Raw genomic sequence first — 24,791 nt, 5'->3', positions numbered from 1 at the left:
GTCACGTACTGCTAACCCCGCTGCGGTAGCGATCTAACGGCGGCGGGCGCGAGCCAAAAGCCACAGCAGGAGGGGCGCCCCCAGCACGCCGGTGACCACGCCGACCGGCAGTTCGACGTCCGGGATCAGCAGCCGCGCGACGACGTCGGCGGCCAGCACGATGAACGATCCGGCGAGCCCGGCGGCCAGCGGCGGCGGCCAGGCGGTGCGGGCCAGCCGCTGCGCGATCTGCGGCGCGGCCAGCGCCACGAACGCGACCGGACCGGCCGCCGCGGTGCCGAACGCGACCAGCGCCACCCCGGTCAGCAGCAGCGTCAGCCGCGCCGCCTGCACCGGCGCCCCGAGCACGACGGCCACCTCGTCACCGAGCTGCAGCGCGCGTGTCCAGCGGCCGAGGAGGAGCGCGGCGGGCACGAGGACGGCCAGGGCCGGCGCGAGCGGCGCCACGTGGCCCCAGTCGCGCCCGTTCAGGTTGCCGAACAGCCAGCCCAGCGCCTGCTGCGCCTGGAAGTTCCCGGTGGTGACCATGAGGTACTCGGTGGCGCTCGTGCACATCCACGACACGCCCACCCCGACGAGCACGATCCGGTAGCCGCTCGCGCCGCGCCGCCAGGCCAGCAGGTACGTCAGCAGCGCCACGACCACCGCGCCCGCGAAGCCCAGCACCTGGAGCCCGCCGGCACCCATGACGATCCCCGCGACCACGGCCAGGCCCGCCCCCTGCGTGACGCCGATCATGTCGGGGCTGGCGAGCGGGTTGCGCGTCATCGTCTGGAACAGCGCGCCCGACACCCCGAAGGCGGCGCCCGCCAGCAGCCCGGTCAGCGCCCTGGGCAGGCGCAGCTCTCCCACCACGAACGCGGTGCCCTGGTCGCCCGCGCCGGCGAGCGCCTGGATCACCTCGCCGAGGCCGAGCGGGACCTCGCCGAGCCCGATGCCCAGGCAGAAGGCCAGGAACGCGACCCCGGCCAGGGCCAGGCAGACCACGATGACGCGCGGGCGCAGCACCCCGGAGACGGGCGGCACGGACAGCCTGAAGGTCAGCTGGGTCATAGCTCCGCCAGGTGCTTACGCCGGGCCAGGACGACGAAGAACGGCCCGCCGACGAACGCCACGAGCAGCCCGGCCTGCACCTCGATCGGCGGCGCCACCACCCGGCCCACCACGTCGGCCGCGATCAGCAGGCAGGGCCCGAGCAGCGCGGCCGTCGGCAGCAGCAGCCGGTGGTCGGTCTCGGAGCCGCCCGGCCGCGCGACGAGCCGCGCCAGATGCGGCACAACCAGCCCGACGAAGACCACGGGCCCGATGGCCGCCACGGCGGCCCCCGTCAGCAGCATCACGGCCGCCGCCGCCCGCGCCCGGACCAGGCCCACCCGGCGGCCCAGCCCTCTGGCCACGTCATCGCCGAGCGCGAGGCTGTTGAGCGCGGGCCCGCAGGCCAGGGCGAGCGCCGACCCGGCGAGCACGAACGGCAGGAGCTGCGGCAGCACGTCCGCGCCCGCGCCGGACAGCGACCCCGCCGACCAGAACCGGTAGCGGCCCAGCGACTCCGGGTCCACGAGCACGAACGCGCTGGTCACCGAGCTCAGCAGGAACGTCACCGCGACCCCGGCGAGGGCCAGCTTGACCGGCGTGCTCCCGTCGCGGCCCAGCCCGGCCAGCGCGTAGACGAGGACGCTCGCGACCAGCGCCCCCGCGAAGGCGAACCAGACGAATCCGGCAAGCGCCGAGACGCCCAGCACACCGATGGACACGACGACCGCGAACGCGGCGCCGGCGCTGACGCCGAGCACGCCCGGGTCCGCGAGCGGGTTGCGGGTCAGCGCCTGCATGAGGGCGCCCGACAGGCCGAGCGCCGCCCCCGCCAGCACGCCGACCAGCGTGCGCGGCACCCGTACCGACCAGATCACGTCGAGGACGTCGCGGTCGGTCACGGTCCCCGCCAGCGCACCCACCACCTGGTCGGGCGGGACCTGGCGGGCGCCCAGCGAGAGCGACAGCAGGCAGACCAGGACGAGCGCGCCAGCCGACAGTGCGAGGGGTCTCACGCCTTGGTCGCCGGGTCGCCGTCGGCGGCCGCGGCGAGCCGCGGCACCAGCCCGTCGAGCATGTACGGCAGGCTCAGCACGGTCACGAAGGAGACGGCGTTGCCCTGGTCGGTGTTCTCCTGCAGGAAGACCTCCCGGCCCTCCTTCACGACGCCGAGCCCCTTGTAGACGCTGTCGGCGTGCAGCGTGCCCTGGTCCTTGGCGACGTCGGCGGAGCTCCAGACGATCACGCCGGTGTCGACCAGGTCGAGGCGCTCGCGGCTGATGTTCGCGCCGAACTTGTCGCCGATCGCCTGGTCTAGGCCGTCGGGCAGCTTGAACCCGAGCGAGGCGAGCAGGCGGGAGCGCGGGTCCTGGCTGCCGAAGACGAAGTAGCCCTCGTAGACGGTGGCCATCAGCGCGGTCTTGCCCTGGAACTCCGGATGCTCCTTCCGCACCTGCGCGAACCGGTCCTCGACCTGCTTGACCAGCGTGTCCGCCTCGGTGGCGCGGCCGACGGCGACGCCGACCTTCCTGGTGAGCTCCTGCCAGGGGATGCCGTAGTCGATGTACTCCTTGGGCTGGGCCACGGTCGGCGCGATCTTCGACAGCGTCGTGTACTGCTCCTGGGTGAGACCCGAGTAGAGGGCCAGGATCAGGTCGGGCTTGAGTGCCGCGATCTTCTCGAACTGGGGGCCGCTGCCGGTGTCCGTGAGGACCTGCGGGAGGGGCGCGGTGCCCAGCTCGTCCTTGGCCCAGGGGCCGATCGCGCCCGGGTAGTCGCCGATCCACGTCGTGGCCCCGACCGGGGTGACGCCGAGGGCCAGCAGGGCGTCCTGTTCGAGCAGGCCGACGGTGACGATGCGCTTGGGGGCGGCGGGGACAGCGGTCTCGCCGTACTTGTGCGCCATCTTGACGGCGGCGGCGGACGGTGGGGAGGCGGCGGGGCGCGTCGAGCCGCAGCCCGCGATGGTGATCAGGACGAGTGCCACGAGGGCGAGTGCGCGGGTCATGGAACGCTCCTCACTCGTTGTGCTCGGCGCGGCCCTGGCGCCAGTAGCCCATGAAGGCCACCGCGCGCCGGTCCATGCCGCGCTCGGCGACCAGGTATCGCCGCAGGGACCTGATCACCGCCGCCTCGCCGGCCAGCCAGGCGTACAGCGGCTCCGTGCTCTCCTCCTCCGGCACCTCCCACAGCTCCTCCACGTCGACGTCCACGTCATCGAACGTGTCGGGCACGGGCAGCGGCGGCAGCAGCGTGCCGGCGGCCGACCGCAGGGCCGCCTCCAGCAGGGCGCCGCGCTCGGCGTCGCCCCTGGCCAGCCACTCGATCTTCACCTGGCTGGCGGTCCGGACCTCCAGGAAGTCCTGCTCGCAGGGCACCTCCATGAGCGCGGTGCCCGTGAAGCCGTCGGGGAGCCTTTCGAGGATGGAGCAGATCGCGGGGACGGCCGTCTCGTCGCCGGCGATCAGCACCGTGCCGGTGCCGGCCGGCGGCTGGAACACCACGTTCCCGTGCGCTTCGGGGTGCCGCGCGTCGCCGCCGAACAGCACCGCGACGTCATCGGGCCGCACCTCCTGCGCCCACCGCGCCACCGGCCCGTCGCCGCCGGGGTGCATGACCACGTCGACGTCCACCTCGCGCTCGGCCTGCCTGACCAGCCTGGCCGTGTACGTGCGGATGGGGTTGCGCCTGTCGTCGTCCAGCTCGCGCCACCGCGGGAACCAGTCGGAGCCGGTGGGCAGGTGGGCGAGGCCGTGGCCGGGGAGGGGGAGGATGAGCTTGATCCGCTGGTCGTAGCCGTTGTCGGCGAATATGCCCAGGTCCTCCCCTGTGAAGGTGACCCGGAGGAACGATGGGCTCAACCGTTCCAACCTGGCCACACGCACGTCGAACATGCGATAGGGCTCCACCAGCGCCAGCCTCCCGCCGCAATCATTAGGTGAGGCTAACCTAACCCATCACGATCGCGAACGCCACGCCGGACCCGCGTCCCGGTCAGCGGCGCAGGAACTCCCGCAGGTGGGCGAGCAGGGCCTCCGGGCGTTCCTCGGCGATGAAGTGCCCGCACTCGGGGATCTCGGCGGCGGTGACGTCGGCGGCGTACTCCCGCCAGATCTCCTCCGACGGCAACCGCGCCGGCAGCCCCACCGACCCCCACAGGGCCAGCACGGGCATGGTCAGGCGGCGCCCCGCGGCGGCGTCCTCGTCGTCGAGCGCGAGGTCGCGCTCGTGCGCCCGGTAGTCGTCGAACCCGGCGCGCAGGGCACCCGGACGGCCGAACGCCTGGACGTAGACGTCGACCGCCTCGGCGGGCAGGCCGTGCCGGTTGTACGTCCAGCGCTCGAAGAAGTACTCCAGATAGCCCCGGACGTCGTGCCCCACCAGGCGTTCGGGCAGGTCGGGCTGCAGGTGGAAGAGCCAGTGCCAGTAGCCCGCGGCCACGGTCGCGTCCAGGCGGCGGAACATCTCGCGCGTCGGCACGATGTCCAGCACCGCGACCTTGCCGACCTGGTCGGGACGGTCGAGACCCCAGCGGTGGGCCACCCGCGCGCCGCGATCGTGCCCGACGACCGCGGCCCGCCCGAACCCGAGCGCGTCCACCAGTTCCGCCATGTCCGCGGCCATCCGCCGCTTGTCGTAGCCGCCGGCCGGCTTGTCGCTCAGCCCGTACCCCCGCAGGTCGGGAGCCACCACCGTGAACTCGTCTGCCAGCGGCTCGACGATGTGCCGCCAGCAGTGACCGGTCTGCGGCCAGCCGTGCAGCAGCACCACCAGGGGCCCGTCGCCGGCCCGCGTGTAGTGCAACCGGATGCCGTCGACCTTTGCCACGCCCGTCGTATTCATTGGCTCAGTAGATCATGGGACGATCCCGTGACCCCATAAAGCGCCAAAAATAGGGGCATTGACGAAAAATCCTTACATGGTACTCATAGATCGAGTCGGAAAGTTTCAGGACCCCCCACCGAGACCGTCCAGAGCTCACCCGAGGAGGACGCGCATGGCGCGCACCCAGCCCCCCGAGACCCCCATCGACTTATACGCCGCCGTCCAGGGAGAGGTCTCCTGGTTCTGCTGCGGCACCGCCTGGGGACCGTGCAGCACCACAGGCAAGGGCGCCTGTGGCACCTGCAACTCCGGCAGCCTCCAGCACGCCTGGCCCAACACCTCCGACGCCTGCTGGGCCATCACCCACCCCGACACCTGCGGCTTCAACCTCTCCCGCCGGACCTGCGGTTTCCAGCACCGCACCACCAACCTGTGCAGCGGCGTCAGCGTCGTCACCTCCATCGCCGACTGCGGCCCGCAGACCGACCTGTTCTGCGGCGAGCGCAGCTGCTGCGGCTCGACCTGCGCCACCGACCGGATCATCGACCTCACGCCGGCGGCGTACAGCAAGATCGCCAGCCTCTCCACCGGCCTGCGTCCCTGCTCGATCGACGCGGCGTGAGGGGGCGACGATGACCACCAGAAGAGACATGCTCAGGTCCGCCCTGCTCGGCGGCGGCGCCACGGTCGTGGCCGCGAGCGCGATGGGCTCGCTCGGCCCCGAGGCGGCCTTCGCCAACACCGCGCTCGACGTCGACCCGGGTGCCCCCGACCCCAACTTCGCCGAGGGCCGGATCCGTTCGATCAAGGACAACACGCTGCTCGTCCTCGGCTCGAACATGGTCATCCACAACATCAAGGTCGTGGACGGCACCAGCCTGTGGAAGCTCGGCCCCGTGGCGTTCGACGCGGCCAAGCCCGGCGACGGCCTGTACGCCCGCGGCGTGCGGATGCCGGACGGCACCCTCGCCGCCGAGTCGGTCTGGCTCAACATCGTCAACATCAAGGGCCACATCAAAAACATCACCGACAAGACCATCCACCTCGACCACAACGGCAAAGAGGTGCTGTGCCACGTCGTGGCCGGCAAGTCGGTCGCGATCCACTCCGAGTCGCCGGCCACCTCGGACCTGTCGATGCTGAGGGTCGCCCAGCACGTGCAGATCCTCGGCGCCTGGCGGCCCGACACGAACGAGGTCGACATCGCCACCGTCTTCTCCCCGCACTAGGAAGGAGCATTGAGCATGCACGGGATCGCCGCGACGCAGCCGTACGTGATCGCCCTGTTCCTCGCCTGGGCAGGCCTGATGAAGCTGTTCAGCCGGCGGATGCGGGTACAGGCGGGGCAGACCGCCCTGGCCCGGCTGGTCGGCGCGGCGCGCGCGGTCCCGGCGCTCCGGATCGTCGGGGTGGCCGAGCTCGCGGTGGCCGCCGTCCTGCTGCTGCCGCCCGTCTCGCCCTGGGAGGGCGCGATGGCCGCGCTGCTCTCCGCCGGGTTCCTGGCGTATCTCACCTATTCGTACGTGGCCGCGCCCGCCGCGTCCTGCGGCTGCCTCGGCGCCCACTCCAGGCCGGTGGACGTGCGGGCCTTCGCCCGCGCGGGGCTCCTGCTGGCCGCGAGCCTGCTGGCCGTCCCGGCGGACCCGGGCCCGCCGCTGGTGGCGCTCGGCCTGGCGGAGGCCGTGGCCCTGATGGCCCTTTCGGCGGAGCTGGACCGCTACTGGCTGACCCCCTTGCGGCAGCTGCGCGTACGGCTGCGCGGCCCGCTCGCCGCGCAACCGTCGGAGCACGTCCCGCTGGGCGCCTCGCTGCACCTGCTCTACCGAAGCCCCGCGTACTGCTCGGCGTCCGCGCAGATCACCTCCGACGTCCAGGACACCTGGGACGAGGACGGCCTGCGCTTCGTCGTCTTCGGGGCCCGCGAGCGCACGGCGGTCTTCGCCGTCCCCCTCGCCGGGAACGACCCCTCGCGCGTCCTGGTCACCCTCGTGGGCGCCTGACCCGGCACCACCATCCATCACCCGAAAGGTCGACGCCATGCGATTACGTGCTCGGCTCGCGTCAGGGGCGGTGCTCGCCGCCGGCCTGCTGACGGCTCAACCCGCGATCGCGGCCCAGGCCGCGGTCGCCTTCCACGCCGACTCCGGTGACCAGTGCCTGCGCGGGGTCACGGAGGGGACCCTGGAATGGGCCGAAGCGCCTGTCGTCAAGGTAGACGGCTTCCTGGCCGACGACGCGCCGATCTCGTCGTGCGCCCCTGACGGGATGTACTCGCAGGCCACCTTCTCCGCCTACAAGGGCACCACCCTCGTCGACTCCGAGGCCGTCAAGGCGGACGACGCCAAGGTCGCGATCGCCCTCGCGCTGTCCGACCCGGCGGGGGTCACGGCCATCGATCGTGTGGTCGTGCAAGTGTGCCGGTTCAGCAGCACTCCGGTCGGGATCAGCTACTGCGGCAAGGCCGCCGAGTACAAGGCGCCCTGAGCCGTGGGACGACCCGTGCCCGTCCGCGCGGGGACGGGCACGGGTGATCGTCAGCTCAGGGTCACGGGGCCGCGGGGGGTGTCCAGCACCGCCCGCAACGCCGCTTCCGGCCCCTTCGATACCTCCAGCTCCGCGTCGATCGCGGCCAGCTCGCGGCGCAGCGCGTCGGGGTCGGGGTGGGTGGCGGTGAAGGAGGCCAGCAGCAGTTGCGGCAGCCCGGAGGCGGCCGGGTGCGCCGTCCGGCCCCAGTCGATGAGGAACGGCACCGGGTTGATCGCCGCCGGGTCGGCCCACCTGGTCAGGCGCCACTCCAGCAGCGTGCCCGCGGGCGTGCGGCGCGAGAGCGGCTGGACCTCGCCGGGGTCGACGCCGAGCGCGCGGGCCCGCCGTACCGTCTCGTCGATGTCGTCGGGCCGCACCGCCCACCCGGCGAGCCGGGGCGCGGTGAGGGTCTCCAGGCCGAACGCGCGTGGCCGCGCGCCCGGCGCCGCCGGGTCCGGGCCGATGATCTCCAGGTACGCGGTAGGGCCCAGGCCGACCAGGTAGTTGGCGGTTCCACCCGGGTGGGTCCCGCCCGGCACCGGGGTCACCCCGGTGGCCTCGGCGAACGCGATGACACCCGCGGCCAGGTCGGGCACCGCGTAGACGAGATGGTCGAGCTCCGCCGTCATGACGCGGGCTCCTCGACGGGCTCGCCGAGCGAGAGCATGAGGCGGTTGGCCCAGTTGAAGAACGCGGCCGCGTGGATGACGTCGCTGATCGCCAGGTCGTCGAGCCCGGCCGCGCGCAGCGCCTCGACGTGGTTCGCGCCGAACTCGGCCGGGGTGGCGGCCAGGGCCACCGAGGCGTCGATGATCGCCTGCCACTCACCGTCCTGGGGCGCGTTGACCCCTTCGTCGAGCAGCCGCTGCACGTCGTCGGCCCGCTTGGAGTAGTGGGCGGCGAAGCGGGCGTGCACCGAGGCGCAGAACACGCACCCGTTACGGCGCGAGGTCACCGTCGCGGCCAGCTCTCGCCCGGCCCGCGGCAGCCCGCCGTCGGCGTTGTAGAAGATGTCGTTGTCGGTCCTCGTCCTGGCCTGCAGGATCGCCGGGTCCCTGGCCAGGAGCAGGAAGTACGGCGACTTCGCGCGGGCCTTGTCGACCAGCGCCTCGTAGTGCTCGTCGGTCAGCTCGTCCGTCTCCAGGGGCGTCAGCCAGGGCTCCCACCCGAGCTGATCCCGCGTGAACGCCAATTGAGTCATGAGGTCACTCCGTTCTGCAGGTGACGCAGCCCGGCCACCACGCGGATCTGGAAGGTGAGGAAGGCGACGAGCTGCGACAGCGTCACGACGCCCGTGGCGCTCCAGCCCGCCCTGGCCAGCGCGTCCAGGGACTCCCGCCCCGCCTCCCTGGGGCGGAACACGAGCAGGTGGGCGTGCTCGAACGCGGCGGCGAGCCGTACGCCGAAGTCGCCGGGGCGCCGCACCCGGTAGCGCAGCCCCTCGTCGCTCTCCACCGACAGCGGGCCCTCGCCCGGGTAGACCCCGTACGGCCCGGTCGTGGCCCCGGCCGAGACCTCCGACTCGACCGCCGCGAGCAGCCCGGGCGAGAGCTCGGCCAGCCGGTCGGCGTAGAAGCGGGCGATGCCGGGGTCGTCGTGCAGCCCGGCCACGAAGGCGGCGACCGCGTCCCGCTCGACGAGCGTGATCTCCTCCTCCGTCTCGGGGCGGAACAGCGCGTCGTAGCTGCGCTGGGCGTGCTCGCGGGCGGCGGGCCGGCGGGCGCGCAGCCGGTCGAGCGACGAGCCGGGCTGGATGCCCGCCAGGTGGTCGATGACGTCGGCGATCATGTGGTGCTCAATTCTGTGGAGGGGACCCAGCCGAGCGCGGGCGCGACCTCGGTCGCCAGCAGCTCGATCGAGCGGAGGACGAGCGGGTGCGGCGGGTCCACCGAGTGCACCTGGAGGACCAGGTCGGTGACCCGTTCGAGGGTCGGGTCGGCCTTGAGGCTCTCGATGACGTCCTGCGGCGTGCCCACGTGCACGTCGAACGCGGCGATGCGCCGGTCGAGGTCGCTGTCCGGCAGCTCGAACGGCAGTCGCCCCCGCCCGAGCCCGAGTTCGGCGTAGCGCAGCGCCTCGGCCCGGCTGTCGGCCACGAACGCGGTCCGGGAGGCCATGATCCGCGGGGCCGCGTCGGCCGGCAGGTGTTCGAGGTAGGCGTCCACGATGGGCCGCTGGATCTGGGCCAGCGTGGCCTGCGGGTCGTCGGCCGGGCGGGGCTGCGTGCGCGAGAGCATGAGTCCGTGGCCCGCCTGCCCGGCGCGTACGCCGCCGCCGACCGAGAACGTCGCCTGCCAGACCGCCTCCAGCAGCCTCGGCGCGGGCGGGTAGAGCCGGTTGCCGCCGCCGAGGTCGCCCCCGGACCAGGCGTTGAGCAGCACCGCCAGGTGCTCGGCGTAGACGGCCGAGCGCTCCGCGCTGTCGTGCCCGAACGGCGCGAACGACGCGGGCGTCCCGCCGCTGCCCACGCCGACCTCCAGCCGCCCGCCGGTGAGCAGGTCGAGCACGGCGGTGTCCTCGGCCACCCGCACCGGCTGCTCCAGCGGGAGCGTGATGATCCCGGTGCCGAGCCTGATGCGGCTGGTACGGGCGGCCACGTGGGCGAGGAACACCAGCGGCGCGGGCAGGCCGCCCTCCGCGCCGTCGAAGTGGTGCTGCGCGACCCAGGCCGTGTCGAACCCGTACGCCTCGGCGTGCGCGATCTGCTCGGTGGCCAGCCGGTAGCGCTCGCCCGCGGGCACGTCGTCCAGCAGCCGGGTGAAGAAGCCGAGCCTCATATCGCGGGCTCCGGGATGGCGGCCAGGAGCTCGCGCGTGTATTCGTGCCGGGGGTCGGTGAAGACCCGCCGGGTCGTTCCTGATTCCACGATTCTTCCCTTGTTCATGACGGAGACGGTGTGCGAGATCTGCCGCACCACGGCCAGGTCGTGCGAGATGAAGAGATAGGTCAGCCCCAGGTCGCGCTGGAGCTGTTCGAGCAGGTCGAGGATCTGCGCCTGCACGGTGACGTCGAGGGCGGAGACGGCCTCGTCGAGCACGACGACCTCGGGCCCGGCCGCCAGCGCGCGGGCGACGGCCACCCGCTGCCGCTGCCCGCCGGACAGCTCGCGCGGCCTGCGGGTGAGCACGTCCCGCGGCAGCGCGACCCGGTCGAGCAGGTCGAGCACGCGGGCGCGCCGCTCGGCCCGGTCCCCCAGCCGGAAGTTGCGCAACGGCTCCTCCACGATGTCGCCGATCGGCTGCCGGGGGTCGAGCGAACCGTACGGGTTCTGGTGGACGAGTTGCACGTGCCGGCGGAACCCGCGGCCCTCCCCCGCCCCGGCGATGGTGACCGTTCCCGAGGTGGGCTCGGCGAACCGCACCACCATCCGGGCCGTGGTCGTCTTGCCCGAGCCGGACTCGCCCACGAGCGCGTGCGTGGTGCCGCGGGCCACCTCGAACGAGACCCCGTCCACCGCCCTGAACCCCTTGAACTCCTTGACCAGGTCGCGCACCACGATCGCGGGCTCGCTCCCGGGAGGGGGGTCGCGGAACGGGGACGCCGACAGCGACGGGGCGTCGTTCAGCAGGCGCTTGGTGTAGTCGGCCGCCGGGGAGGCCAGCACCTCCGGCGTCCGGCCCTGCTCCTCGATCCGGCCGCCCTTCATGACGACCAGCCGGTCGGAGCGGGCGGCGGCCACGCCCAGGTCGTGGGTCACCAGCAGCAGCGCGGTGCCGGACTCCGCGCGCAGGTCGTCGATGAGGTCCAGGATGCGCCGCTGCACGGTGACGTCCAGGGCGCTGGTGGGCTCGTCGGCGATGATCAGGCGGGGTTCGAGCGCGATCGCGATGGCGATGAGCACGCGCTGGCGCATGCCGCCGGACAGCTCGTGCGGGTACTGGCGGGCCCGCGCCTCAGGGTCCGGCAGGCCCACGCGGGCCAGCAGGTCGACGACCCGGCTCCGGATCGCCCGCCGGTCGCCACGCTTGTGGATGCGCAGCACCTCGGCGATCTGCGCCCCGACGGTCTTGACCGGGTCCAGCGAGCTGGACGGGTCCTGGGGGATCAGGCCGATCTGGGCGCCGCGTACCGACTCCATGCGCTTCGACGACCAGGACGCCAGGTCGGCGTCGCCCAGCAGGATCCGGCCCGCGTCCACGGCGCCGTTCGAGGGGAGCAGACCGATGACGGCGTGCGCGGTGGTGGACTTGCCCGATCCCGACTCGCCGACGACGGCGACGACCTCGCCGGGCTCCACGGTGAAGGAGACGCCCTCGACCGCGCGCCTGCCGTCGTAGGAGACGGCCAGGTCACGGACCTCCAGCAGGCTCACTCGTGCCTCCCGATCGAACGGCTGATGCGGCCGGCGGCGAGCACCACCGCGACCACGACGGCGCCCGGCAGCGTGGTCAGCCACCATGACGTAGCCAGGTAGTTGCGTCCCTCGGAGATGAGCAGGCCCCACTCGGGCGTGGGCGGCTCGGCGCCGTACCCGAGGAAGCCGAGCGTCGAGATGGCCAGGATGGCCATCCCGAACTGCAGCGCCGCGAGCGCGATGACCGGGCCGAGCGAGTTGGGCAGCACGTGCCGCCACAGCACGGCCGGGAACCGGCCGCCGCTGCCGAACGCGGCCTCCACGTAGTCGGTGCGCCGCACCCGGACCACCTCCGAGCGCGACAGCCTGGCGAAGGCCGCGACCGAGCCGACGCCGACCGCGATGGCCACGTTCACGGTGCCGGGCCCGAGCAGGATGATCACGGTCAGGGCCAGGAGCAGGCCGGGCACCGACAGCAGCACGTCCACGATCCGCATGACGGCCTCGTCCGGCACCCCGCCGACGGATCCGGCCAGCAGCCCGAGCAGCGTGCCCAGCACCAGGCCCACCGCCACGGCCACGAACGCGCCCGACAGCGAGTGCACGGACCCGTGCACCACCCGCGCGAACAGGTCGCGTCCCACCGCGTCGGTGCCGAACAGGTGGTACGCGCTCGGCGCCTGCAGCTTCTCGGCCGGGACGCCCGCGATCGGGTCGAACCCGGTGAACAGGCCCGGCACCACGGCCCAGAACAGGGCCAGGCCGATCACCGCCCAGGCGAGCGCCAGCCCGCCCCTGCGCTTCACGAGGCCGCCTTGAGCCGCGGGTCCAGCACCGGGAACAGCACGTCCACCACCAGGTTGACCAGCACGAACACGGCCGCCGCGAGCACCACGACCGCCAGCATCACCGGCGTGTCCTGCGCGTTGACGGCCTGCTCGGTCAGCCGTCCGATGCCGCCGCGCCCGAAGACCGTCTCGGTCACGACCGACCCGGCGATCAGCTCGCCCAGCGTCAGCCCCGCCACGGTCAGGGTCGGCAGCACGGCGTTGCGGGCGACGTGCCGCCACAGGATCCACCACCGCGAGGCGCCCTTGGCCGCCACCACGGGCACGAACGCCTGCGTGGACACCTGGTCCATGCTGCGCGCCAGCACCTGGGCGATCGGCGCGGAGATGGGCACGGCCAGCGTGAGCACCGGCAAGATGAGTTGCTGCACCGGCCCGCCGCCGATGACCGGCACCAGCTTGAGCCGGAACGAGAACACCTGGATGAGCAGGATGCCCAGCCAGAACGCCGGGACCGACACGAACACCGACGGCACCGACAGCAGCGCGTTCCTGATCCAGGAGGTCCTGCTGTAACCGGCCGCGAACGCGATCAGCACGGCGATCAGCACCGCCAGCGCGAACGCGGCCGAGGCCAGCTTCGCCGTCTCCGGCAGCGCCTCGCCCAGCCGCTCGACGACCGGCGTGCCGGTGTCGATCGAGTAGCCGAACGAGCCGCGCAGGAAGCCGAGCAGGGTGTTCAGGTAGTCGAGGAGCGGCGGGTCGCCGGCGCCGTAATAGGCCCGGATCTCGGCGATCTGCTGCGGCGACAGGCCCAGCTCGGGGTTCTGGAACTTGATCAGGATCGAGTCGCCGGGCAGCAGCTGCAGCAGCACGTAGCTCGCCGTGAAGGCGATCCAGAGCACGAGCGCCGCCTGCCCGACCCGGCCGAGCAGGTACCTGGTCACTGCTGCGACTTCCACACCGAGTAGAACCACGGCCTGGCGACCGCCTCGAAGGCCACCCCCTGGACGTACGGCGCCCCGCCGTAGACCTGCGGCTCCTCGAAGAGCGGGATCGCGTAGCCCTGGTCGAGCACGTACCGCTGGATCTCGGCGACCTTGGCGTTGCGCTTGGCGACGTCCGGCTCGGCCGACTCCTCCTCCAGCAGCTTGTCCAGCTTGGTGTCGTCGGACAGGATGACGTCGCGGTTCTTGCTGTGGAAGTGGCTCTTGATCACGTCCTGGTCGGCGCGCCCGACCATGCCGTGCTGGACGGCGGTCTTCTCGGCGTCCTTGATGTCCACGGCCTGGGTGCCCGCGTCGGCGGGGCGGATCTCCAGCTTCACGCCGAGCTGGGCCCACTGCTGGCCGACGAGTTCGAGCGTCTGCTTCGACAGCGGCTGCGGGCCGGAGACGAACACGCCGAGCTGCAGCGGCACGCCGTCCTTCGCCCGGGTGCCGTCGGCGCCCCTGGCCCAGCCCGCCTCGTCGAGGAGCCGGTTGGCCTTGCCGGGGTCGTAGGCGAGGTCCTTCGACAGGTCCACGTAGCCCTGCGCCAGGTGGCTGAGCACCGAAGTGGCCGGCGGGTAACTCGCGGTGAAGAGGGTGTCGACGACCTCCTTGGCGTTCGTGCCGGCCTGGAGGGCCTTGCGGACCTTGACGTCCTTCAGGATGCTGTTGCGCGGCCGCAGGTAGAGGCCGTTGTTGACGCCTCGCGTGGGCTCGGCGTAGATCTGGAAGCCCGCGTCCTTGACGGTCTTCTCGTCGTACGCCTGGACGTACCTGACGAAGTCGGCCTGGCCGGAGGTGAGGGCGCCGACGCGCACGTTGTCCTCGGGTGTCACGATGATCTTGATTTCGTCCAGGTACGCGCGGCCCTGGTGCTTCGACGACGGCGGCGCCCAGTTGTAGTCCTTGCGCGCGACCAGGTCCACCTCCTTGTCGACGACCTGGTTCTTCAGCGTGAAGGGGCCGGAGCCGACGATGTTCTTGAGCTGGCACTGCTGCTCGTACGGCAGCGAGATCGTCTTCTTGGACACCAGCCCGGCGCCGATGACCGAGGTGCCCTGGAGGAAGCCGGGCGACGGCTTGTCGAAGTGGAAGCGCACGGTCAGAGGGTCGACGACCTCGCTGCGCTGGTAGTTGTTGACGAACTCGGCGACGGGCAGCTTGAGCTTCTCGTCGCCCAGGCCGTACACGTCGAAGTTGGCCGCCACGGCGGAGGCGTCCAGCGGGCTGCCGTCGCTGAACGTCACCCCGTCGCGCAGGTGGAACGTGTACTCGGTGGCGTCCTTGTCGACCTCCCACTTGCTGGCGATCCACGGCTCGATCTCGAGCGTCTTCGGGTTCTGCCAGGTGAGCTTGTCGGTGATCTGATTGAGGATGCCGCCGTTGGGATAGAACCCGGCCGCCGGCAGGTAGAGGCAGGTCGGGGGCTGGTGCTCGAGGTAGGTGAGCGTGCCGCCGAAGACGGGCTGCCCGCCGCTCTTCGCCGTCTGGGCAGCTCCGCCACCGCCACAGGCGCCGAGTAGCCCCACGACGGCGAGCATCGCGGTGCTCGCCACGGCTGTGGTGCGCAGTCTGGAGGATGACATGGATCTGCCCTTCATGAACGGAGGCGGATGACTCTAAAGCCACTATAACCTACCAGCAAAGAAGGGAATGTTCCGGGTCGCGGTCTTGCCAAGGAAGCCCGCTCGCCCTAACATCCAAATATCGACTTGTTAAGTAGGGATATAGGAGAATCGGTGAACGTGCGCAGGCTTCTGGCGACCGCTACGGTCATGGCGTCGATCGCCACTCTCGCCGCGTGCGGGGGCGGCGGGTCCGACGGAGGGTCGGGCGGTCAGGTACAGCTGTCGCTGGTGGCGTACTCCACGCCACAGGCGGCCTACGAGAAGATCATCAAGGCCTTCCAGGCCACGCCGGAGGGCAAGAACGTCACCTTCACCAAGTCCTTCGGGGCGTCGGGCGACCAGAGCCGGGCCGTGGAGGCCGGGCTGAAGGCCGACATCGTCGCGTTCTCCCTCGAGCCGGACATGACCCGCCTGGTCAAGAAGGGCCTGGTCGCCGAGGACTGGAGCGCCGGCGAGAACAAGGGCATGATCACCGACTCGGTCGTGGTCATCGCCACCCGCAAGGGCAACCCGAAGAGCCTCAAGACCTGGGACGACCTGACCAAGCCGGGCGTCGAGGTCATCACCCCCAACCCGTTCACCTCGGGCGGCGCCCGCTGGAACGTCATGGCCGGTTACGGCGCCAAGTCGAACAAGGGCGCCGACAAGCAGGCCGGCGTGGACTACCTCAACGCCCTGTTCGCGAACGTTCCGGTGCAGGACGACAGCGCCCGCAAGTCGCTGCAGACCTTCTCCAGCGGCAAGGGGGACGCCATCCTCGCCTACGAGAACGAGGCGATCTTCGCCCAGCAGAACAACCAGCCGCTGGACTACACGGTCCCGGACTCGACGATCCTGATCGAGAACCCGGTCGCGGTGGCCAAGAACTCGGCCCACCCCAACGAGGCCAAGGCGTTCCTGAAGTTCCTCTACACCACGGAAGCGCAGAAGATCTTCGCTGACAACGGCTACCGGCCGGTGGTCAAGGGCGTGCAGGGCGTCTCCTTCCCTGCTCCGCCCGCCCTGTTCACCATCGCCGACCTCGGCGGCTGGCCGAAGGTGACCACCGAGTTCTTCGACCCCAAGGGCAGCGTCATGGCCGACGTCGAGCGCAAGCTCGGGGTCTCGATCGAGAAGTAGGGACCGCGTGTCCGCACAGACTGTCGTCTCCAGAGCGGCGCTCAGCCAGAAGCGGGGCACCGCGCTCGGGCTGGGCGCGGCCGTCCTGTACCTGAGCCTGATCGTGCTGATCCCCCTGGCCGCCGTGGTGTTGCGCTCGCAGGAGCGGGGGATCGTCTACTTCTGGGACGCCGTCACCACGCCGGACGCCTGGGCGGCGCTCTCCCTGACGATCGGCGCCTCGGTGGTCGTGGCCGTGATCAACCTGGTCATGGGCACGGTCATCGCCTGGGTCCTGGTCCGGGACCGCTTCCCCGGCAAGGCCGTGGTCGACACGCTCATCGACCTGCCGTTCGCCCTGCCCACCATCGTCGCCGGGCTGGTGCTGCTGGCGCTGTACGGCCCGCAGAGCCCGCTCGGCGTCGACCTGGCCTACAGCCGCGCCGGCGTGGTGCTGGCGCTGCTGTTCGTCACCCTCCCGTTCGTGGTGCGCACGGTCCAGCCGGTCCTGCTTGAACTTGACAGGGACATGGAGCAGGCCGCGGCCTCACTCGGCGCGAGCACGGCGCAAACCTTCCGTCGCATCATCCTGCCCAACCTGGTGCCGGCCATGTTGTCGGGCACCGCGCTGGCGTTCTCCCGATCGATGGCCGAGATCGGCTCCGTCGTGCTGATCTCGGGAAACCTCCCGTTCAAGACCCAGGTGGCCTCGGTGCACATCTTCGGACAGATCGAAACCGACAACCCGGTCGGCGCGGCGGCGGTCTCCACGGTCCTGCTCGTCGTCGCCCTGGTGACGCTGGTCCTGCTGGACCTGCTGCAGCGGTGGGGCAGTCGCCGTGGCTAAATACGGACTCCGCGCGCTCGCGCTCCTCTACCTGCTGTTCCTGCTCGTGCTGCCGGTCGTGCTCATCGGCTGGCGCACCTTCGCGAACGGTCTCGGCCCGGTGCTGGAGGCGCTCGCCACGCCCCAGGCCCAGTCGGCCTTCCGCGTCACCCTGATCGTCGCGTTCTGGGCCGTGCTGGCCAACACCGTCTTCGGGGTCGGCACGGCGATTCTCCTGGTACGGCACGACTTCCCCGGCAAGCGGCTGCTGAACGCTCTCATCGACCTGCCCATGGCCGTCTCCCCGGTCGTGGTGGGCCTGGCGCTGATCCTGGTCTACGGCCGCTTCGCCCCTGTGGGCGGATGGTTGGAGAACCTCGGCGTCCAGGTCATCTTCTCCATCCCCGGCATGGTCATGGCAGCCGTCTTCATCTCCCTGCCCCTGGTCATCCGAGAGGTGATCCCCGTCCTGGAGGAGCTCGGAGACGAGCAGGAGCAGGCGGCCCGCACGCTCGGCGCCGGCCCCTGGCAGACCTTCCGCCGCATCACCATCCCCGGGATCCGCTGGGCGTTGGCCTACGGCGTCGTGCTGTGCCTGGCTCGGGCGCTGGGCGAGTACGGCGCGGTCGCCGTCGTCTCCGGCCGCCTGGTCGAGAAGACCCAGACGCTGACCCTGTTCGTGGAGGAACGCTTCCAGAACTTCGACGAAGCCTCCGCCTTCGCCGCCGCGACCGCGCTCGCGCTGGTGGCGGTCGTCACGCTCCTGCTCACCAAGATCCTGCGCCCGAAGGGCTGAACCTCATGGCCATCCAAGTAAGCGGCGTCAACAAGGCGTTCGGGGAAACGCCGGTGCTGAGCGACGTCTCCATCGACGTGGCCGCCGGATCCCTGACCGCGCTGCTCGGCCCCAGCGGCGGCGGCAAGTCGACGCTGCTGCGCGTCATCGCCGGACTGGAGACCCCCGACACGGGCACCGTGCTGATCTCCGGCGTGGACGCCACCAGGCTGTCGCCCCAGCGCCGCAATGTCGGCTTCGTCTTCCAGCACTACGCGGCCTTCAAGCACATGAGCGTGTTCAAGAACGTCGCCTTCGGCCTGGAGATCCGCAAACGTCCCAAAGACGAGATCCGCAAGCGCGTGATGGAGCTGCTGGAGCTGGTCCACCTGGAGAACTTCGCCGACCGCTACCCGGCCCAGCTCTCCGGCGGCCAGCGCCAGCGCATGGCCCTGGCCCGCGCGCTGGCGGTCGAGCCGCAGGTCCTGCTGCTCGACGAGCCCTTCGGCGCCCTGGACGCCCAGGTACGCAAGGAGCTGCGGACGTGGCTGCGCCGCCTGCACGACGAGGTGCACGTCACCACCGTGTTCGTCACCCACGACCAGGAGGAGGCGATCGAGGTCGCCGACACCATCGTCGTGCTGGCCGACGGTCAGGTGAAGCAGATCGGCAGCCCCACGGAGGTCTACGACAACCCGGCCGACCCGTTCGTGATGCGCTTCCTCGGCCCCGTCACCGAGCTGGACGGCCACCTGGTCCGCCCGCACGACATCGAGATCGGCACCGCCCCGGAGGACGGCAGCGTCCCCGCCACGGTCACCCGGATCGTCCGCCTCGGTTTCGAGGTGCGCGTGGAGCTGCTCATCGACGGCCAGGAAGCCTGGGCCCAGGCCACCCGCAGCACCGTCGAGCGCCTGAACCTGCGTCCGGACCAGGTCATCCACGTGTGGCCCAGCCCGGCCGCCCGCTCCCTCGCCCTGAGCACGACCACGGCGTGATGAGGATCTCTGCCCGCACTCACTACGCCCTGCGCGCCGCCGTCGCCCTCGCGGCGGCACCACCCGGCCCGGTGCCCGCCGAGAAGATCGCCTCCAGTCAGGACATCCCGCGCAGGTTCTGCGACAACATCCTGCTGCAGCTGCGCCGGGCCGGGCTCGTGCGCAGCCAGCGGGGCCCTGACGGGGGCTACTGGCTGGCCCGGCCTCCCGAGGAGATCACCCTCGCCGACGTCATCCGCGTGACGGAGGGGATCGAGGAGGAGATCGAGCGCTTCCCCGGGGTGGCCGGCCCGCTCGCCGACATCTGGACGGCGATGCGCGAGCACGAGCACGCCCTGCTGACCGAGGTCACGCTCGCCGACGTCGTCACCACGGCGGCCAAGGACCCCGCCGCCGGCTAGGTGTTCTCGATCGCCCGGCGGGCGTAGGCCCGTACGTCGGCGTCCGGATCGTCAATGACGGCGCGCAGTCCGGCGGCCGCCTCGGAGGTGGTCGCCCAGGGGGTGAGGGCGAGCACGGCGGCCTTGCGTACGTCCTGGTTGGCGTCCGAGAGGGCCGCGACCAGAGCTCCGATCGCCGTGGCCGGGTCCGCGGCGGCCAGGCAGCGGGCCGCGCCCACGCGTACCTGCCAGTCGGGGTCCTCCAGCCCCTTGACGGCCCGCGACTCCAGCGGGACGCCCGCGGCGCCGGACGCCTCCAGCGCGGCGGCCCTGACCAGCGGGTCGGCATCGTCCGCGAGCACCGCCAGCGACCCTGTCGATCTGCCGATGAGGCCGAGGCCCTTCGCCACCCATACGCGCACCTCGCGCGACGGGTCGGCGACGGCCGTGGCCACCAAGGCGGCCTCGTCGAGCGAGACCAGCCCGCGGATCGCCTCGATGCGCACCCGGCGGTCGGGGTCGCCGATCCCCGCCGCGAACGCCTCCCGGTCACCGAGCCGCAGCGCGCGCAGCACGTCGAGCGCGGTGGCCCGGACGACGGCGTCCGCGCCGGTCAGGCACCCGGCCAGGGCCGCGCCCAGCGAGGGGGTGGCGGGCAGCACCTCCACCAGCTCCCTCAGCCCGGTCGCCGCGGCCCGCCGCACGGTGCCGTGGCCGTCCCCGAGCGCGGCGACCAGCGCCTCCCCCGCCCCTTCCGGGACGGTCTCGGTGAGCGTGGCGATGGCGGCCCGCCGCACCTTGGGGTCGGGGTCGGCGAGGTAGGGCGCGAGCCGCTCCACGTCGGGCTGCTCCTCGGCCAGCCGGTGCAGCTCCAGGATCCGGGGCGAGCGCCCCACGGCCGCCCGCTCCTTCCGCGCACCGTCCGAGCGCCGCACGGTGGCGGCCGACTGCGCGCCCAGCAGCACCGGCTCGCCCGCGACCGGCTCGAACTCGGGCACGGGCACCAGGTACGGCTCCACCGGCCGCTTGACGAACTCCATCGCGCCGTCGGCCCTCTTGCGGAGGTTCAGGTGGTAGAGCCACGTGCCGTCGTCGCGACCGGGCAGGTCGGCGCGCTCGTGGTAGAGACCCCACCGACTCTCGGTACGGGTGAGGGAGGACCGGGCGGCCATCTCGGCGCAGTCGCGGATGAACGTGACCTCCGCGCAGCGCATCAGCTCGTGCGGCGTACGCGCGCCCATCGCCGCGATCTCCTCGCGCATCCGCTCGAACGACTCCAGCGCGATGTCCAGCTTGGCGGCCGTCTTCGGTGGGGCCACGTAGTCGTTGACGAAGCGGCGCAGCTTGTACTCCACCTGCTGCTGCGGCGGCCCGTCGGGGTTGGCCAGCGGGCGGTAGACCAGCGCGTGCGCCTCCGCGACCTGGTCCTCGGGCAGGGCCTGCGGCCGGACGTGATGCTCGGCCGCGTGCGCCCCGGCCAGGTCGCCGAACACGAACGCGCCAATCATGTAGTTGTGCGGCACGCAGGCCAGGTCACCGGCCGCGTACAGGCCCGGCACGGTGGTGGCGCCGTGCTCGTCCACCCAGACCCCCGATGCGGAGTGGCCGCCGCACAGCCCGATCTCGGAGATGTGCATCTCCACGTCATGGGTGCGGTAGTCGTGGCCGCGCCCGGCGTGGAAGGTGCCGCGGGTGGGGCGCTCGGTGGTGTGCAGGATGCCCTCCACCGCGGAGATCGTCTCCTCGGGCAGGTGGGTGAGCTTCAGGTAGATCGGCCCGCGGGCCGACGCGATCTCGGCGGCGACCTCGGACATCATCTGCCCCGACCAGTAGTCGGAGTCGACGAACCGCTCCCCCTGGTTGTTGACCTGGTAGCCGCCGAACGGGTTGGCCACGTACGCGCAGGCCGGGCCGTTGTAGTCCTTGATGAGCGGGTTGATCTGGAAGCACTCGATGCCGCTGAGCTCGGCGCCCGCGTGGTAGGCCATGGCGTGGCCGTCGCCGGCGTTCGTGGGGTTCTCGTAGGTGCCGTAGAGGTAGCCGCTGGCCGGCAGCCCGAGCCGCCCGCTGGCGCCGGTGGCCAGGATCACGGCGCCGGCCCGCACCGTGACGAACCGTCCCGACCTGGTGTCGAACCCGGCGACCCCGACCGCCCGGCCGTTCGAGGTGAGGACCCTGACCGGCATGACGCGGTTCTCGATGCGGACCCGTTCCCTGATGTCGCGGCGGCGCAGCACCCGGTAGAGGACCTTCTTGACGTCCTTGCCCTCGGGCATCGGCAGGACGTAGCTGCCCGAGCGGTGCACCCTGCGCACCGCGTACTCGCCGTACTCGTCCTTCTCGAACTTCACGCCGTACCGCTCCAGGCGCCGGACCATCGCGTGGCCCCTCGTGGCGGTCTGGTAGATCGTCTTCTGGTTGACGACGCCGTCGTTGGCCCTGGTGATCTCGGCGACGTAGTCCTCGGGGGTGGCCTTGCCGGGGATGACGGCGTTGTTGACGCCGTCCATGCCCATGGCCAGCGCGCCGCTGTGCCGTACGTGCGCCTTCTCCAGCAGCAGGACGTCGGCGCCGCGCTCGGCGGCGGTGATCGCGGCCATCGTGCCCGCGGTGCCGCCGCCGACGACGAGCACCTCGCACTCCAGGCTCAGGCGGTCCTCGATCGGGGGAATCTCCATCTACAACTCCTCCAGGATCCTGGCGCGCAGGTCGTTCCGGTCGCCGTCGGCCACGCCGAGCACCGAGCGGACGTCCTGGCCGCCCAGCACCACCACGCGGTCGGCGAGCAGCAGCGCCTCGTCCACGTCGTGGGTCACGAAAATCACCGTGGCCCGGGTGCCGCGCAGCACGTCGAGCAGCAGGCGCTGCATCTGCGCCCGGGTCTGGGCGTCCAGCGCGCCGAACGGCTCGTCCATCAGCACGGCCCTGGGCGCTCCGGCCAGCGCGCGGGCGAGCTGGACGCGCTGCCGCATGCCGCCGGACAGCTCGCGGGGCAGCTTGTCCTCCGACCCCGCGAGGCCCACGCGCTCGATCCACTCGCGTGCCTGCTCCGCGCGCTCGCGCCGCGCCACTCCCCGGATCTTCAGCGGCAGCTCGACGTTGCGCCTGACCGTCCGCCACGGCAGCAGGCCGTCGTCCTGGAAGACCATCGCGCGCTCTCCCGACGTGCCCGCGACCTCGGCGCCGTCCGCGAGGATCCGCCCCTCGTACGGCGCCAGCAGCCCGGCCAGCGCCCGCAGCAGCGTGGACTTGCCGGAGCCCGAGGCCCCGACCACGACCAGCACCTCGCCCGGCACGACCTCCAGATCGACCTCGCGCAGCACCAGGCCGCCGCCGTAGCCGAGGGACAGCCCGTCGAGGGCGAACCCCAGCCCCGCGGTCATCGCCCGCTTCCTTCCGCCCGCGGCAGCCAGCGGGTGATCCGGCGGCCGACCAGCTCGACCACGGCCGAGGTGAGCCAGCCGAGCAGGCCGATGGTGATCATCCCGACGATCACCGCGGGGTAGTCCACGAGCGTGTACGACTGCCAGGTCCGGTAGCCGATCCCGAACTCGCCGGAGATCATCTCTGCCGAGATCACGCAGATCCACGACACGCCCATGCCGACCGACAGCCCGCCGAACACGCCCGGCAGGATCCCGGGCAGTACGACGTACCGGAGCACGTGGCGGCGCCCGCCCCCGAGCGTCCTGACGGCGTCCTCCCAGAGCGTCGGCAGCGCCCGTACGGCGTGGCGCGTGCTCACCATGATCGGGAAGAACGCGGCCACGAACGTGATGAACACGATGCCCTGCTCGTCCGTCGGGAACAGCAGGATCGCCACCGGCACCAGCGCGATGGCCGGGATCGGGCGGACGGCTTCGAGCAGCGGCAGCAGCACGTCACGCGTGCGGCCCGACCTGCCCACGAGCACGCCCACCCCGATGCCCGCCACCGTGGCCAGGCCGAAGCCGGTGAGGATGCGGATCAGGCTCTGGAGCAGGTCGAGCAGGTAGACCTGGGTGGCGAGCTGCCTGGCCGCCTCGCGGGCGATCTCGTCGAGCGTCGGCAACCGGTCGAACCTGAGCCACAGCCGGGCGTCGGTGACGGTGAGCAGCTGCCACAGGCCGGCCGCCGCCGCCACGGACGCCACCCTGACGGCCCACCGCCCCTTCCCGGCCCGGGGCGGAGTGGTGACCTTCCGCGCCTTCCGGGGGCCGGTCGTCTCGCGTGGGAGTACTTCGGCGCTCGTCATGCGTCGCCGCCCCGCCCGGCCGCCTTCAGCGCGGCCTCGTAGGTGACGGGCTCGGTCCCGGGGTGTGCCTTCCGGTAGGCGTCGGCGCCGTCCTGCGTGGTGAACGGCAGGAACCGCGACCGCTCGGGTGCCGCCGGGTCCCGGAGCCAGACCGAGCCGTCGGCGAACCACCGGGTGCCGGTGGTCGTGTCGGGCACGTACGCGGCGCGCACCGCCGTACCGGCCTTGGCGATCTGGCGCAGCAGGCAGGTGGGCGTGGCCGCGGGCCGCGTCGTCGCCGCGCCGGCCGGCCACAGCTCGGACGCCGTCCTCGGGTCGGTGACCTGGCCGCCGCAGGCGGGGTCGGTGCCGGTGATCCGGGCGGGGTTCGCGGTGGAGGCCAGGTCCTTGTCGTACGAGGGCCCGTACGCCCTGCGCAGGTACGTGTCGTTGACGAATGCGGAGACGTCCACCCCGGCGAAGTCGGTGCCGATGCGCTTGAGGAACGGCACGTCGTGCTCGTGCGCCGCCTTGAGCTGCGGCTTCAACGTGACGTCGAACGTGGAGATGCCGCCGGGGCCGTTGTAGAGGTAGACCACCTCGGCGGGCAGGCCCGTGGTCCCGGCCACGGACTCGGCGGCCTCCAGCGGGTGGTCGTGCAGGTAGCGGGTGGCGTCGATCTGCGCCTTGAGGAAGGCGTCCACGACCTCGGGGTGCTCCTTCGCGTACGCCTGACGCACCACCACACCGTGGAACGTGGGCACGTCCAGCGCGGAGCCGTCGTAGACCAGCCGCCCCTTGTGCTGGAAGACCAGCAGCCCCGGCCAGGCCACGAACTGCGCGTACGCCTGCACCCCGCCCGACTCGAGCTGGGAGGCGCCCACCGCGGGCTGGTGGTTGACCACCTCGACACCCGTGACCCCGGCCTTCTCCAGGGCCTGGACCAGCGTGCCGTGCCCGGCCGAGCCCAGGCTGGCGGAGATCTTCGCGCCCTTCAGGTCCGCGAGGGTCTTCGCCTTGGAGCCGGGCGGGACGACGACCATGTTGAGCCCGCCGCGCAGGTTGTAGCCGGTGATCGAGACCAGCTCCGTACGGGCGGCCGGGATCCCCTGGGTGCGGGAGGCGTTGATCAGCAGCGGGTAGTCGCCCATCGAGCCGATGTCGATCTTCCCGGCCACCATTTTCGCGGTGATGGGGGCGCCGGTGTCGTAGTCCTGCCACTCGACGGAGTACTTGCCGCCGAGCCGCTTCTCCAGGTAGCCGAGCGAGCGCAGCAGCGTGCCCGCCGTCACCGTGTTGATGGTCTTCGACTGGTAGCCGATGACGATCTTCGTCTTGCCTTCGCCGCCCGCCGCGCCGGTGACCGAGCACCCGGCCGCCGCCAGCAGCGCGACGGCCGCCAGGGCCTTGCGCATCGTG

At 71.9% G+C, this 24,791-nt stretch carries 26 protein-coding genes; 9 read left to right on the top strand and 17 right to left on the bottom strand.

Features of this window, described 5'->3' with window-relative positions:
* Positions 1-33 precede the first annotated feature (33 nt).
* The 5 genes from ACWEPL_RS38510 to ACWEPL_RS38490 form a co-directional block, all read right to left on the bottom strand.
* Entirely contained in the window at positions 34-1,053 is a 1,020-nt protein-coding gene (locus ACWEPL_RS38510; protein ID WP_452439067.1) for a FecCD family ABC transporter permease, read from the bottom strand.
* Positions 1,050-2,048, bottom strand: coding sequence for a FecCD family ABC transporter permease (locus tag ACWEPL_RS38505; RefSeq protein ID WP_452439066.1), 999 nt, complete (start codon positions 2,046-2,048; stop codon positions 1,050-1,052). The genes ACWEPL_RS38510 and ACWEPL_RS38505 overlap by 4 nt, the downstream gene beginning before the upstream one ends.
* Entirely contained in the window at positions 2,045-3,040 is a 996-nt protein-coding gene (locus ACWEPL_RS38500) for an iron-siderophore ABC transporter substrate-binding protein (RefSeq protein WP_452439065.1), read from the bottom strand. The genes ACWEPL_RS38505 and ACWEPL_RS38500 overlap by 4 nt, the downstream gene beginning before the upstream one ends.
* Positions 3,041-3,050: 10 nt before the next feature.
* Entirely contained in the window at positions 3,051-3,926 is an 876-nt protein-coding gene (locus ACWEPL_RS38495; protein ID WP_452439064.1) for a siderophore-interacting protein, read from the bottom strand.
* A gap of 100 nt (positions 3,927-4,026) precedes the next feature.
* Positions 4,027-4,875 (bottom strand): alpha/beta fold hydrolase, encoded by an 849-nt coding sequence (locus tag ACWEPL_RS38490; RefSeq protein WP_452439063.1) that lies wholly within the window; start codon positions 4,873-4,875, stop codon positions 4,027-4,029.
* 154 nt (positions 4,876-5,029) lie between these two features.
* On the opposite strand from ACWEPL_RS38490, the gene ACWEPL_RS38485 reads away from it, so the two are divergent.
* The 4 genes from ACWEPL_RS38485 to ACWEPL_RS38470 are packed head-to-tail and all read left to right on the top strand — an operon-like array spanning position 5,030 to position 7,341.
* A complete protein-coding gene (locus ACWEPL_RS38485; protein WP_192790359.1) occupies positions 5,030-5,479 on the top strand; it encodes an RlpA-like double-psi beta-barrel domain-containing protein in 450 nt (149 codons plus the stop codon).
* 10 nt (positions 5,480-5,489) lie between these two features.
* Entirely contained in the window at positions 5,490-6,086 is a 597-nt protein-coding gene (locus ACWEPL_RS38480) for a cell wall protein (RefSeq protein WP_350728549.1), read from the top strand.
* Between the two features lie 15 nt (positions 6,087-6,101).
* Positions 6,102-6,857, top strand: a complete 756-nt coding sequence (locus ACWEPL_RS38475; protein WP_452439062.1) for a MauE/DoxX family redox-associated membrane protein — start codon at positions 6,102-6,104, stop codon at positions 6,855-6,857.
* 37 nt (positions 6,858-6,894) lie between these two features.
* Positions 6,895-7,341: a hypothetical protein gene (locus tag ACWEPL_RS38470; RefSeq protein ID WP_363962603.1), complete on the top strand. Its 447-nt coding sequence runs from the start codon at positions 6,895-6,897 to the stop codon at positions 7,339-7,341.
* A gap of 50 nt (positions 7,342-7,391) precedes the next feature.
* Here ACWEPL_RS38470 and ACWEPL_RS38465 read toward each other — a convergent pair whose 3' ends face one another.
* From ACWEPL_RS38465 to ACWEPL_RS38430, 8 genes are read right to left on the bottom strand one after another with little or no spacing between them, the layout of a single operon-like run.
* Positions 7,392-8,012 carry a VOC family protein gene (locus ACWEPL_RS38465; protein WP_363962602.1) on the bottom strand — a complete coding sequence of 207 codons (621 nt, stop codon included), beginning with the start codon at positions 8,010-8,012 and terminating at the stop codon, positions 7,392-7,394.
* Complete coding sequence (locus ACWEPL_RS38460; protein WP_452439061.1) at positions 8,009-8,584, bottom strand: alkylhydroperoxidase domain protein; 576 nt, start codon at positions 8,582-8,584, stop codon at positions 8,009-8,011. Before ACWEPL_RS38460 ends, ACWEPL_RS38465 begins: the two co-directional genes overlap by 4 nt.
* Complete coding sequence (locus tag ACWEPL_RS38455) at positions 8,581-9,171, bottom strand: CMD domain protein (RefSeq protein ID WP_452439060.1); 591 nt, start codon at positions 9,169-9,171, stop codon at positions 8,581-8,583. Before ACWEPL_RS38455 ends, ACWEPL_RS38460 begins: the two co-directional genes overlap by 4 nt.
* On the bottom strand, positions 9,168-10,160 hold the full coding sequence (locus ACWEPL_RS38450; RefSeq protein WP_452439059.1) for a putative FMN-dependent luciferase-like monooxygenase: 993 nt from the start codon (positions 10,158-10,160) through the stop codon (positions 9,168-9,170). Before ACWEPL_RS38450 ends, ACWEPL_RS38455 begins: the two co-directional genes overlap by 4 nt.
* The gene (locus tag ACWEPL_RS38445; protein WP_350728542.1) at positions 10,157-11,695 is read right to left on the bottom strand and encodes an ABC transporter ATP-binding protein; all 1,539 of its coding nucleotides are present in this window, start codon (positions 11,693-11,695) and stop codon (positions 10,157-10,159) included. Before ACWEPL_RS38445 ends, ACWEPL_RS38450 begins: the two co-directional genes overlap by 4 nt.
* Positions 11,692-12,483 (bottom strand): ABC transporter permease, encoded by a 792-nt coding sequence (locus ACWEPL_RS38440; RefSeq protein ID WP_350728541.1) that lies wholly within the window; start codon positions 12,481-12,483, stop codon positions 11,692-11,694. The genes ACWEPL_RS38445 and ACWEPL_RS38440 overlap by 4 nt, the downstream gene beginning before the upstream one ends.
* Positions 12,480-13,427 carry an ABC transporter permease gene (locus ACWEPL_RS38435; protein ID WP_350728540.1) on the bottom strand — a complete coding sequence of 316 codons (948 nt, stop codon included), beginning with the start codon at positions 13,425-13,427 and terminating at the stop codon, positions 12,480-12,482. The genes ACWEPL_RS38440 and ACWEPL_RS38435 overlap by 4 nt, the downstream gene beginning before the upstream one ends.
* Positions 13,409-15,040, bottom strand: a complete 1,632-nt coding sequence (locus ACWEPL_RS38430; RefSeq protein WP_452439058.1) for a TIGR04028 family ABC transporter substrate-binding protein — start codon at positions 15,038-15,040, stop codon at positions 13,409-13,411. The genes ACWEPL_RS38435 and ACWEPL_RS38430 overlap by 19 nt, the downstream gene beginning before the upstream one ends.
* A gap of 153 nt (positions 15,041-15,193) precedes the next feature.
* Between ACWEPL_RS38430 and ACWEPL_RS38425 the strand changes: the two genes are divergently transcribed.
* Genes ACWEPL_RS38425 through ACWEPL_RS38405 form a run of 5 tightly spaced genes read left to right on the top strand, consistent with a single transcriptional unit; the run spans position 15,194 to position 19,180 of the window.
* Positions 15,194-16,201, top strand: a complete 1,008-nt coding sequence (locus ACWEPL_RS38425) for a sulfate ABC transporter substrate-binding protein (RefSeq protein ID WP_363962596.1) — start codon at positions 15,194-15,196, stop codon at positions 16,199-16,201.
* A gap of 7 nt (positions 16,202-16,208) precedes the next feature.
* A complete protein-coding gene (gene cysT, locus ACWEPL_RS38420; protein WP_363962595.1) occupies positions 16,209-17,027 on the top strand; it encodes a sulfate ABC transporter permease subunit CysT in 819 nt (272 codons plus the stop codon).
* Positions 17,020-17,802, top strand: a complete 783-nt coding sequence (locus ACWEPL_RS38415; protein WP_363962594.1) for a sulfate ABC transporter permease — start codon at positions 17,020-17,022, stop codon at positions 17,800-17,802. Before cysT ends, ACWEPL_RS38415 begins: the two co-directional genes overlap by 8 nt.
* A gap of 5 nt (positions 17,803-17,807) precedes the next feature.
* On the top strand, positions 17,808-18,779 hold the full coding sequence (locus ACWEPL_RS38410) for a sulfate/molybdate ABC transporter ATP-binding protein (RefSeq protein WP_363962593.1): 972 nt from the start codon (positions 17,808-17,810) through the stop codon (positions 18,777-18,779).
* On the top strand, positions 18,779-19,180 hold the full coding sequence (locus ACWEPL_RS38405; RefSeq protein ID WP_363962592.1) for an RrF2 family transcriptional regulator: 402 nt from the start codon (positions 18,779-18,781) through the stop codon (positions 19,178-19,180). Before ACWEPL_RS38410 ends, ACWEPL_RS38405 begins: the two co-directional genes overlap by 1 nt.
* Here the strand turns inward: ACWEPL_RS38405 and ACWEPL_RS38400 are convergent.
* From ACWEPL_RS38400 to ACWEPL_RS38385, 4 genes are read right to left on the bottom strand one after another with little or no spacing between them, the layout of a single operon-like run.
* Positions 19,177-21,837 carry a fumarate reductase/succinate dehydrogenase flavoprotein subunit gene (locus ACWEPL_RS38400; RefSeq protein WP_452439057.1) on the bottom strand — a complete coding sequence of 887 codons (2,661 nt, stop codon included), beginning with the start codon at positions 21,835-21,837 and terminating at the stop codon, positions 19,177-19,179. The genes ACWEPL_RS38405 and ACWEPL_RS38400 overlap by 4 nt on opposite strands.
* A complete protein-coding gene (locus tag ACWEPL_RS38395) occupies positions 21,838-22,542 on the bottom strand; it encodes an ABC transporter ATP-binding protein (protein WP_363962590.1) in 705 nt (234 codons plus the stop codon). It abuts the gene before it with no gap.
* Positions 22,539-23,393, bottom strand: a complete 855-nt coding sequence (locus ACWEPL_RS38390; protein WP_452439056.1) for an ABC transporter permease — start codon at positions 23,391-23,393, stop codon at positions 22,539-22,541. Before ACWEPL_RS38390 ends, ACWEPL_RS38395 begins: the two co-directional genes overlap by 4 nt.
* Positions 23,390-24,787, bottom strand: coding sequence for an ABC transporter substrate-binding protein (locus tag ACWEPL_RS38385; protein ID WP_452439055.1), 1,398 nt, complete (start codon positions 24,785-24,787; stop codon positions 23,390-23,392). The genes ACWEPL_RS38390 and ACWEPL_RS38385 overlap by 4 nt, the downstream gene beginning before the upstream one ends.
* Between the last annotated feature and the right edge of the window lie 4 nt (positions 24,788-24,791).

The organism is Nonomuraea sp. NPDC004186 (genome assembly GCF_053603495.1).
The sequence above is the reverse complement of the archived record's forward strand: the minus strand, read 5'-3'. Positions and strand labels throughout refer to the sequence as shown.

Coding starts and splice junctions, on each gene's coding strand:
- ACWEPL_RS38510 (WP_452439067.1), bottom strand. CDS start 1,053: ATGACCCAGCTGACCTTCAGGCTGTCCGTGCCGCCCGTCTCCGGGGTG.
- ACWEPL_RS38500 (WP_452439065.1), bottom strand. CDS start 3,040: ATGACCCGCGCACTCGCCCTCGTGGCACTCGTCCTGATCACCATCGCG.
- ACWEPL_RS38495 (WP_452439064.1), bottom strand. CDS start 3,926: ATGTTCGACGTGCGTGTGGCCAGGTTGGAACGGTTGAGCCCATCGTTC.
- ACWEPL_RS38490 (WP_452439063.1), bottom strand. CDS start 4,875: ATGAATACGACGGGCGTGGCAAAGGTCGACGGCATCCGGTTGCACTAC.
- ACWEPL_RS38485 (WP_192790359.1), top strand. CDS start 5,030: ATGGCGCGCACCCAGCCCCCCGAGACCCCCATCGACTTATACGCCGCC.
- ACWEPL_RS38480 (WP_350728549.1), top strand. CDS start 5,490: ATGACCACCAGAAGAGACATGCTCAGGTCCGCCCTGCTCGGCGGCGGC.
- ACWEPL_RS38475 (WP_452439062.1), top strand. CDS start 6,102: ATGCACGGGATCGCCGCGACGCAGCCGTACGTGATCGCCCTGTTCCTC.
- ACWEPL_RS38470 (WP_363962603.1), top strand. CDS start 6,895: ATGCGATTACGTGCTCGGCTCGCGTCAGGGGCGGTGCTCGCCGCCGGC.
- ACWEPL_RS38465 (WP_363962602.1), bottom strand. CDS start 8,012: ATGACGGCGGAGCTCGACCATCTCGTCTACGCGGTGCCCGACCTGGCC.
- ACWEPL_RS38460 (WP_452439061.1), bottom strand. CDS start 8,584: ATGACTCAATTGGCGTTCACGCGGGATCAGCTCGGGTGGGAGCCCTGG.
- ACWEPL_RS38455 (WP_452439060.1), bottom strand. CDS start 9,171: ATGATCGCCGACGTCATCGACCACCTGGCGGGCATCCAGCCCGGCTCG.
- ACWEPL_RS38450 (WP_452439059.1), bottom strand. CDS start 10,160: ATGAGGCTCGGCTTCTTCACCCGGCTGCTGGACGACGTGCCCGCGGGC.
- ACWEPL_RS38430 (WP_452439058.1), bottom strand. CDS start 15,040: ATGTCATCCTCCAGACTGCGCACCACAGCCGTGGCGAGCACCGCGATG.
- ACWEPL_RS38410 (WP_363962593.1), top strand. CDS start 17,808: ATGGCCATCCAAGTAAGCGGCGTCAACAAGGCGTTCGGGGAAACGCCG.
- ACWEPL_RS38405 (WP_363962592.1), top strand. CDS start 18,779: ATGAGGATCTCTGCCCGCACTCACTACGCCCTGCGCGCCGCCGTCGCC.
- ACWEPL_RS38400 (WP_452439057.1), bottom strand. CDS start 21,837: ATGGAGATTCCCCCGATCGAGGACCGCCTGAGCCTGGAGTGCGAGGTG.
- ACWEPL_RS38395 (WP_363962590.1), bottom strand. CDS start 22,542: ATGACCGCGGGGCTGGGGTTCGCCCTCGACGGGCTGTCCCTCGGCTAC.
- ACWEPL_RS38390 (WP_452439056.1), bottom strand. CDS start 23,393: ATGACGAGCGCCGAAGTACTCCCACGCGAGACGACCGGCCCCCGGAAG.
- ACWEPL_RS38385 (WP_452439055.1), bottom strand. CDS start 24,787: ATGCGCAAGGCCCTGGCGGCCGTCGCGCTGCTGGCGGCGGCCGGGTGC.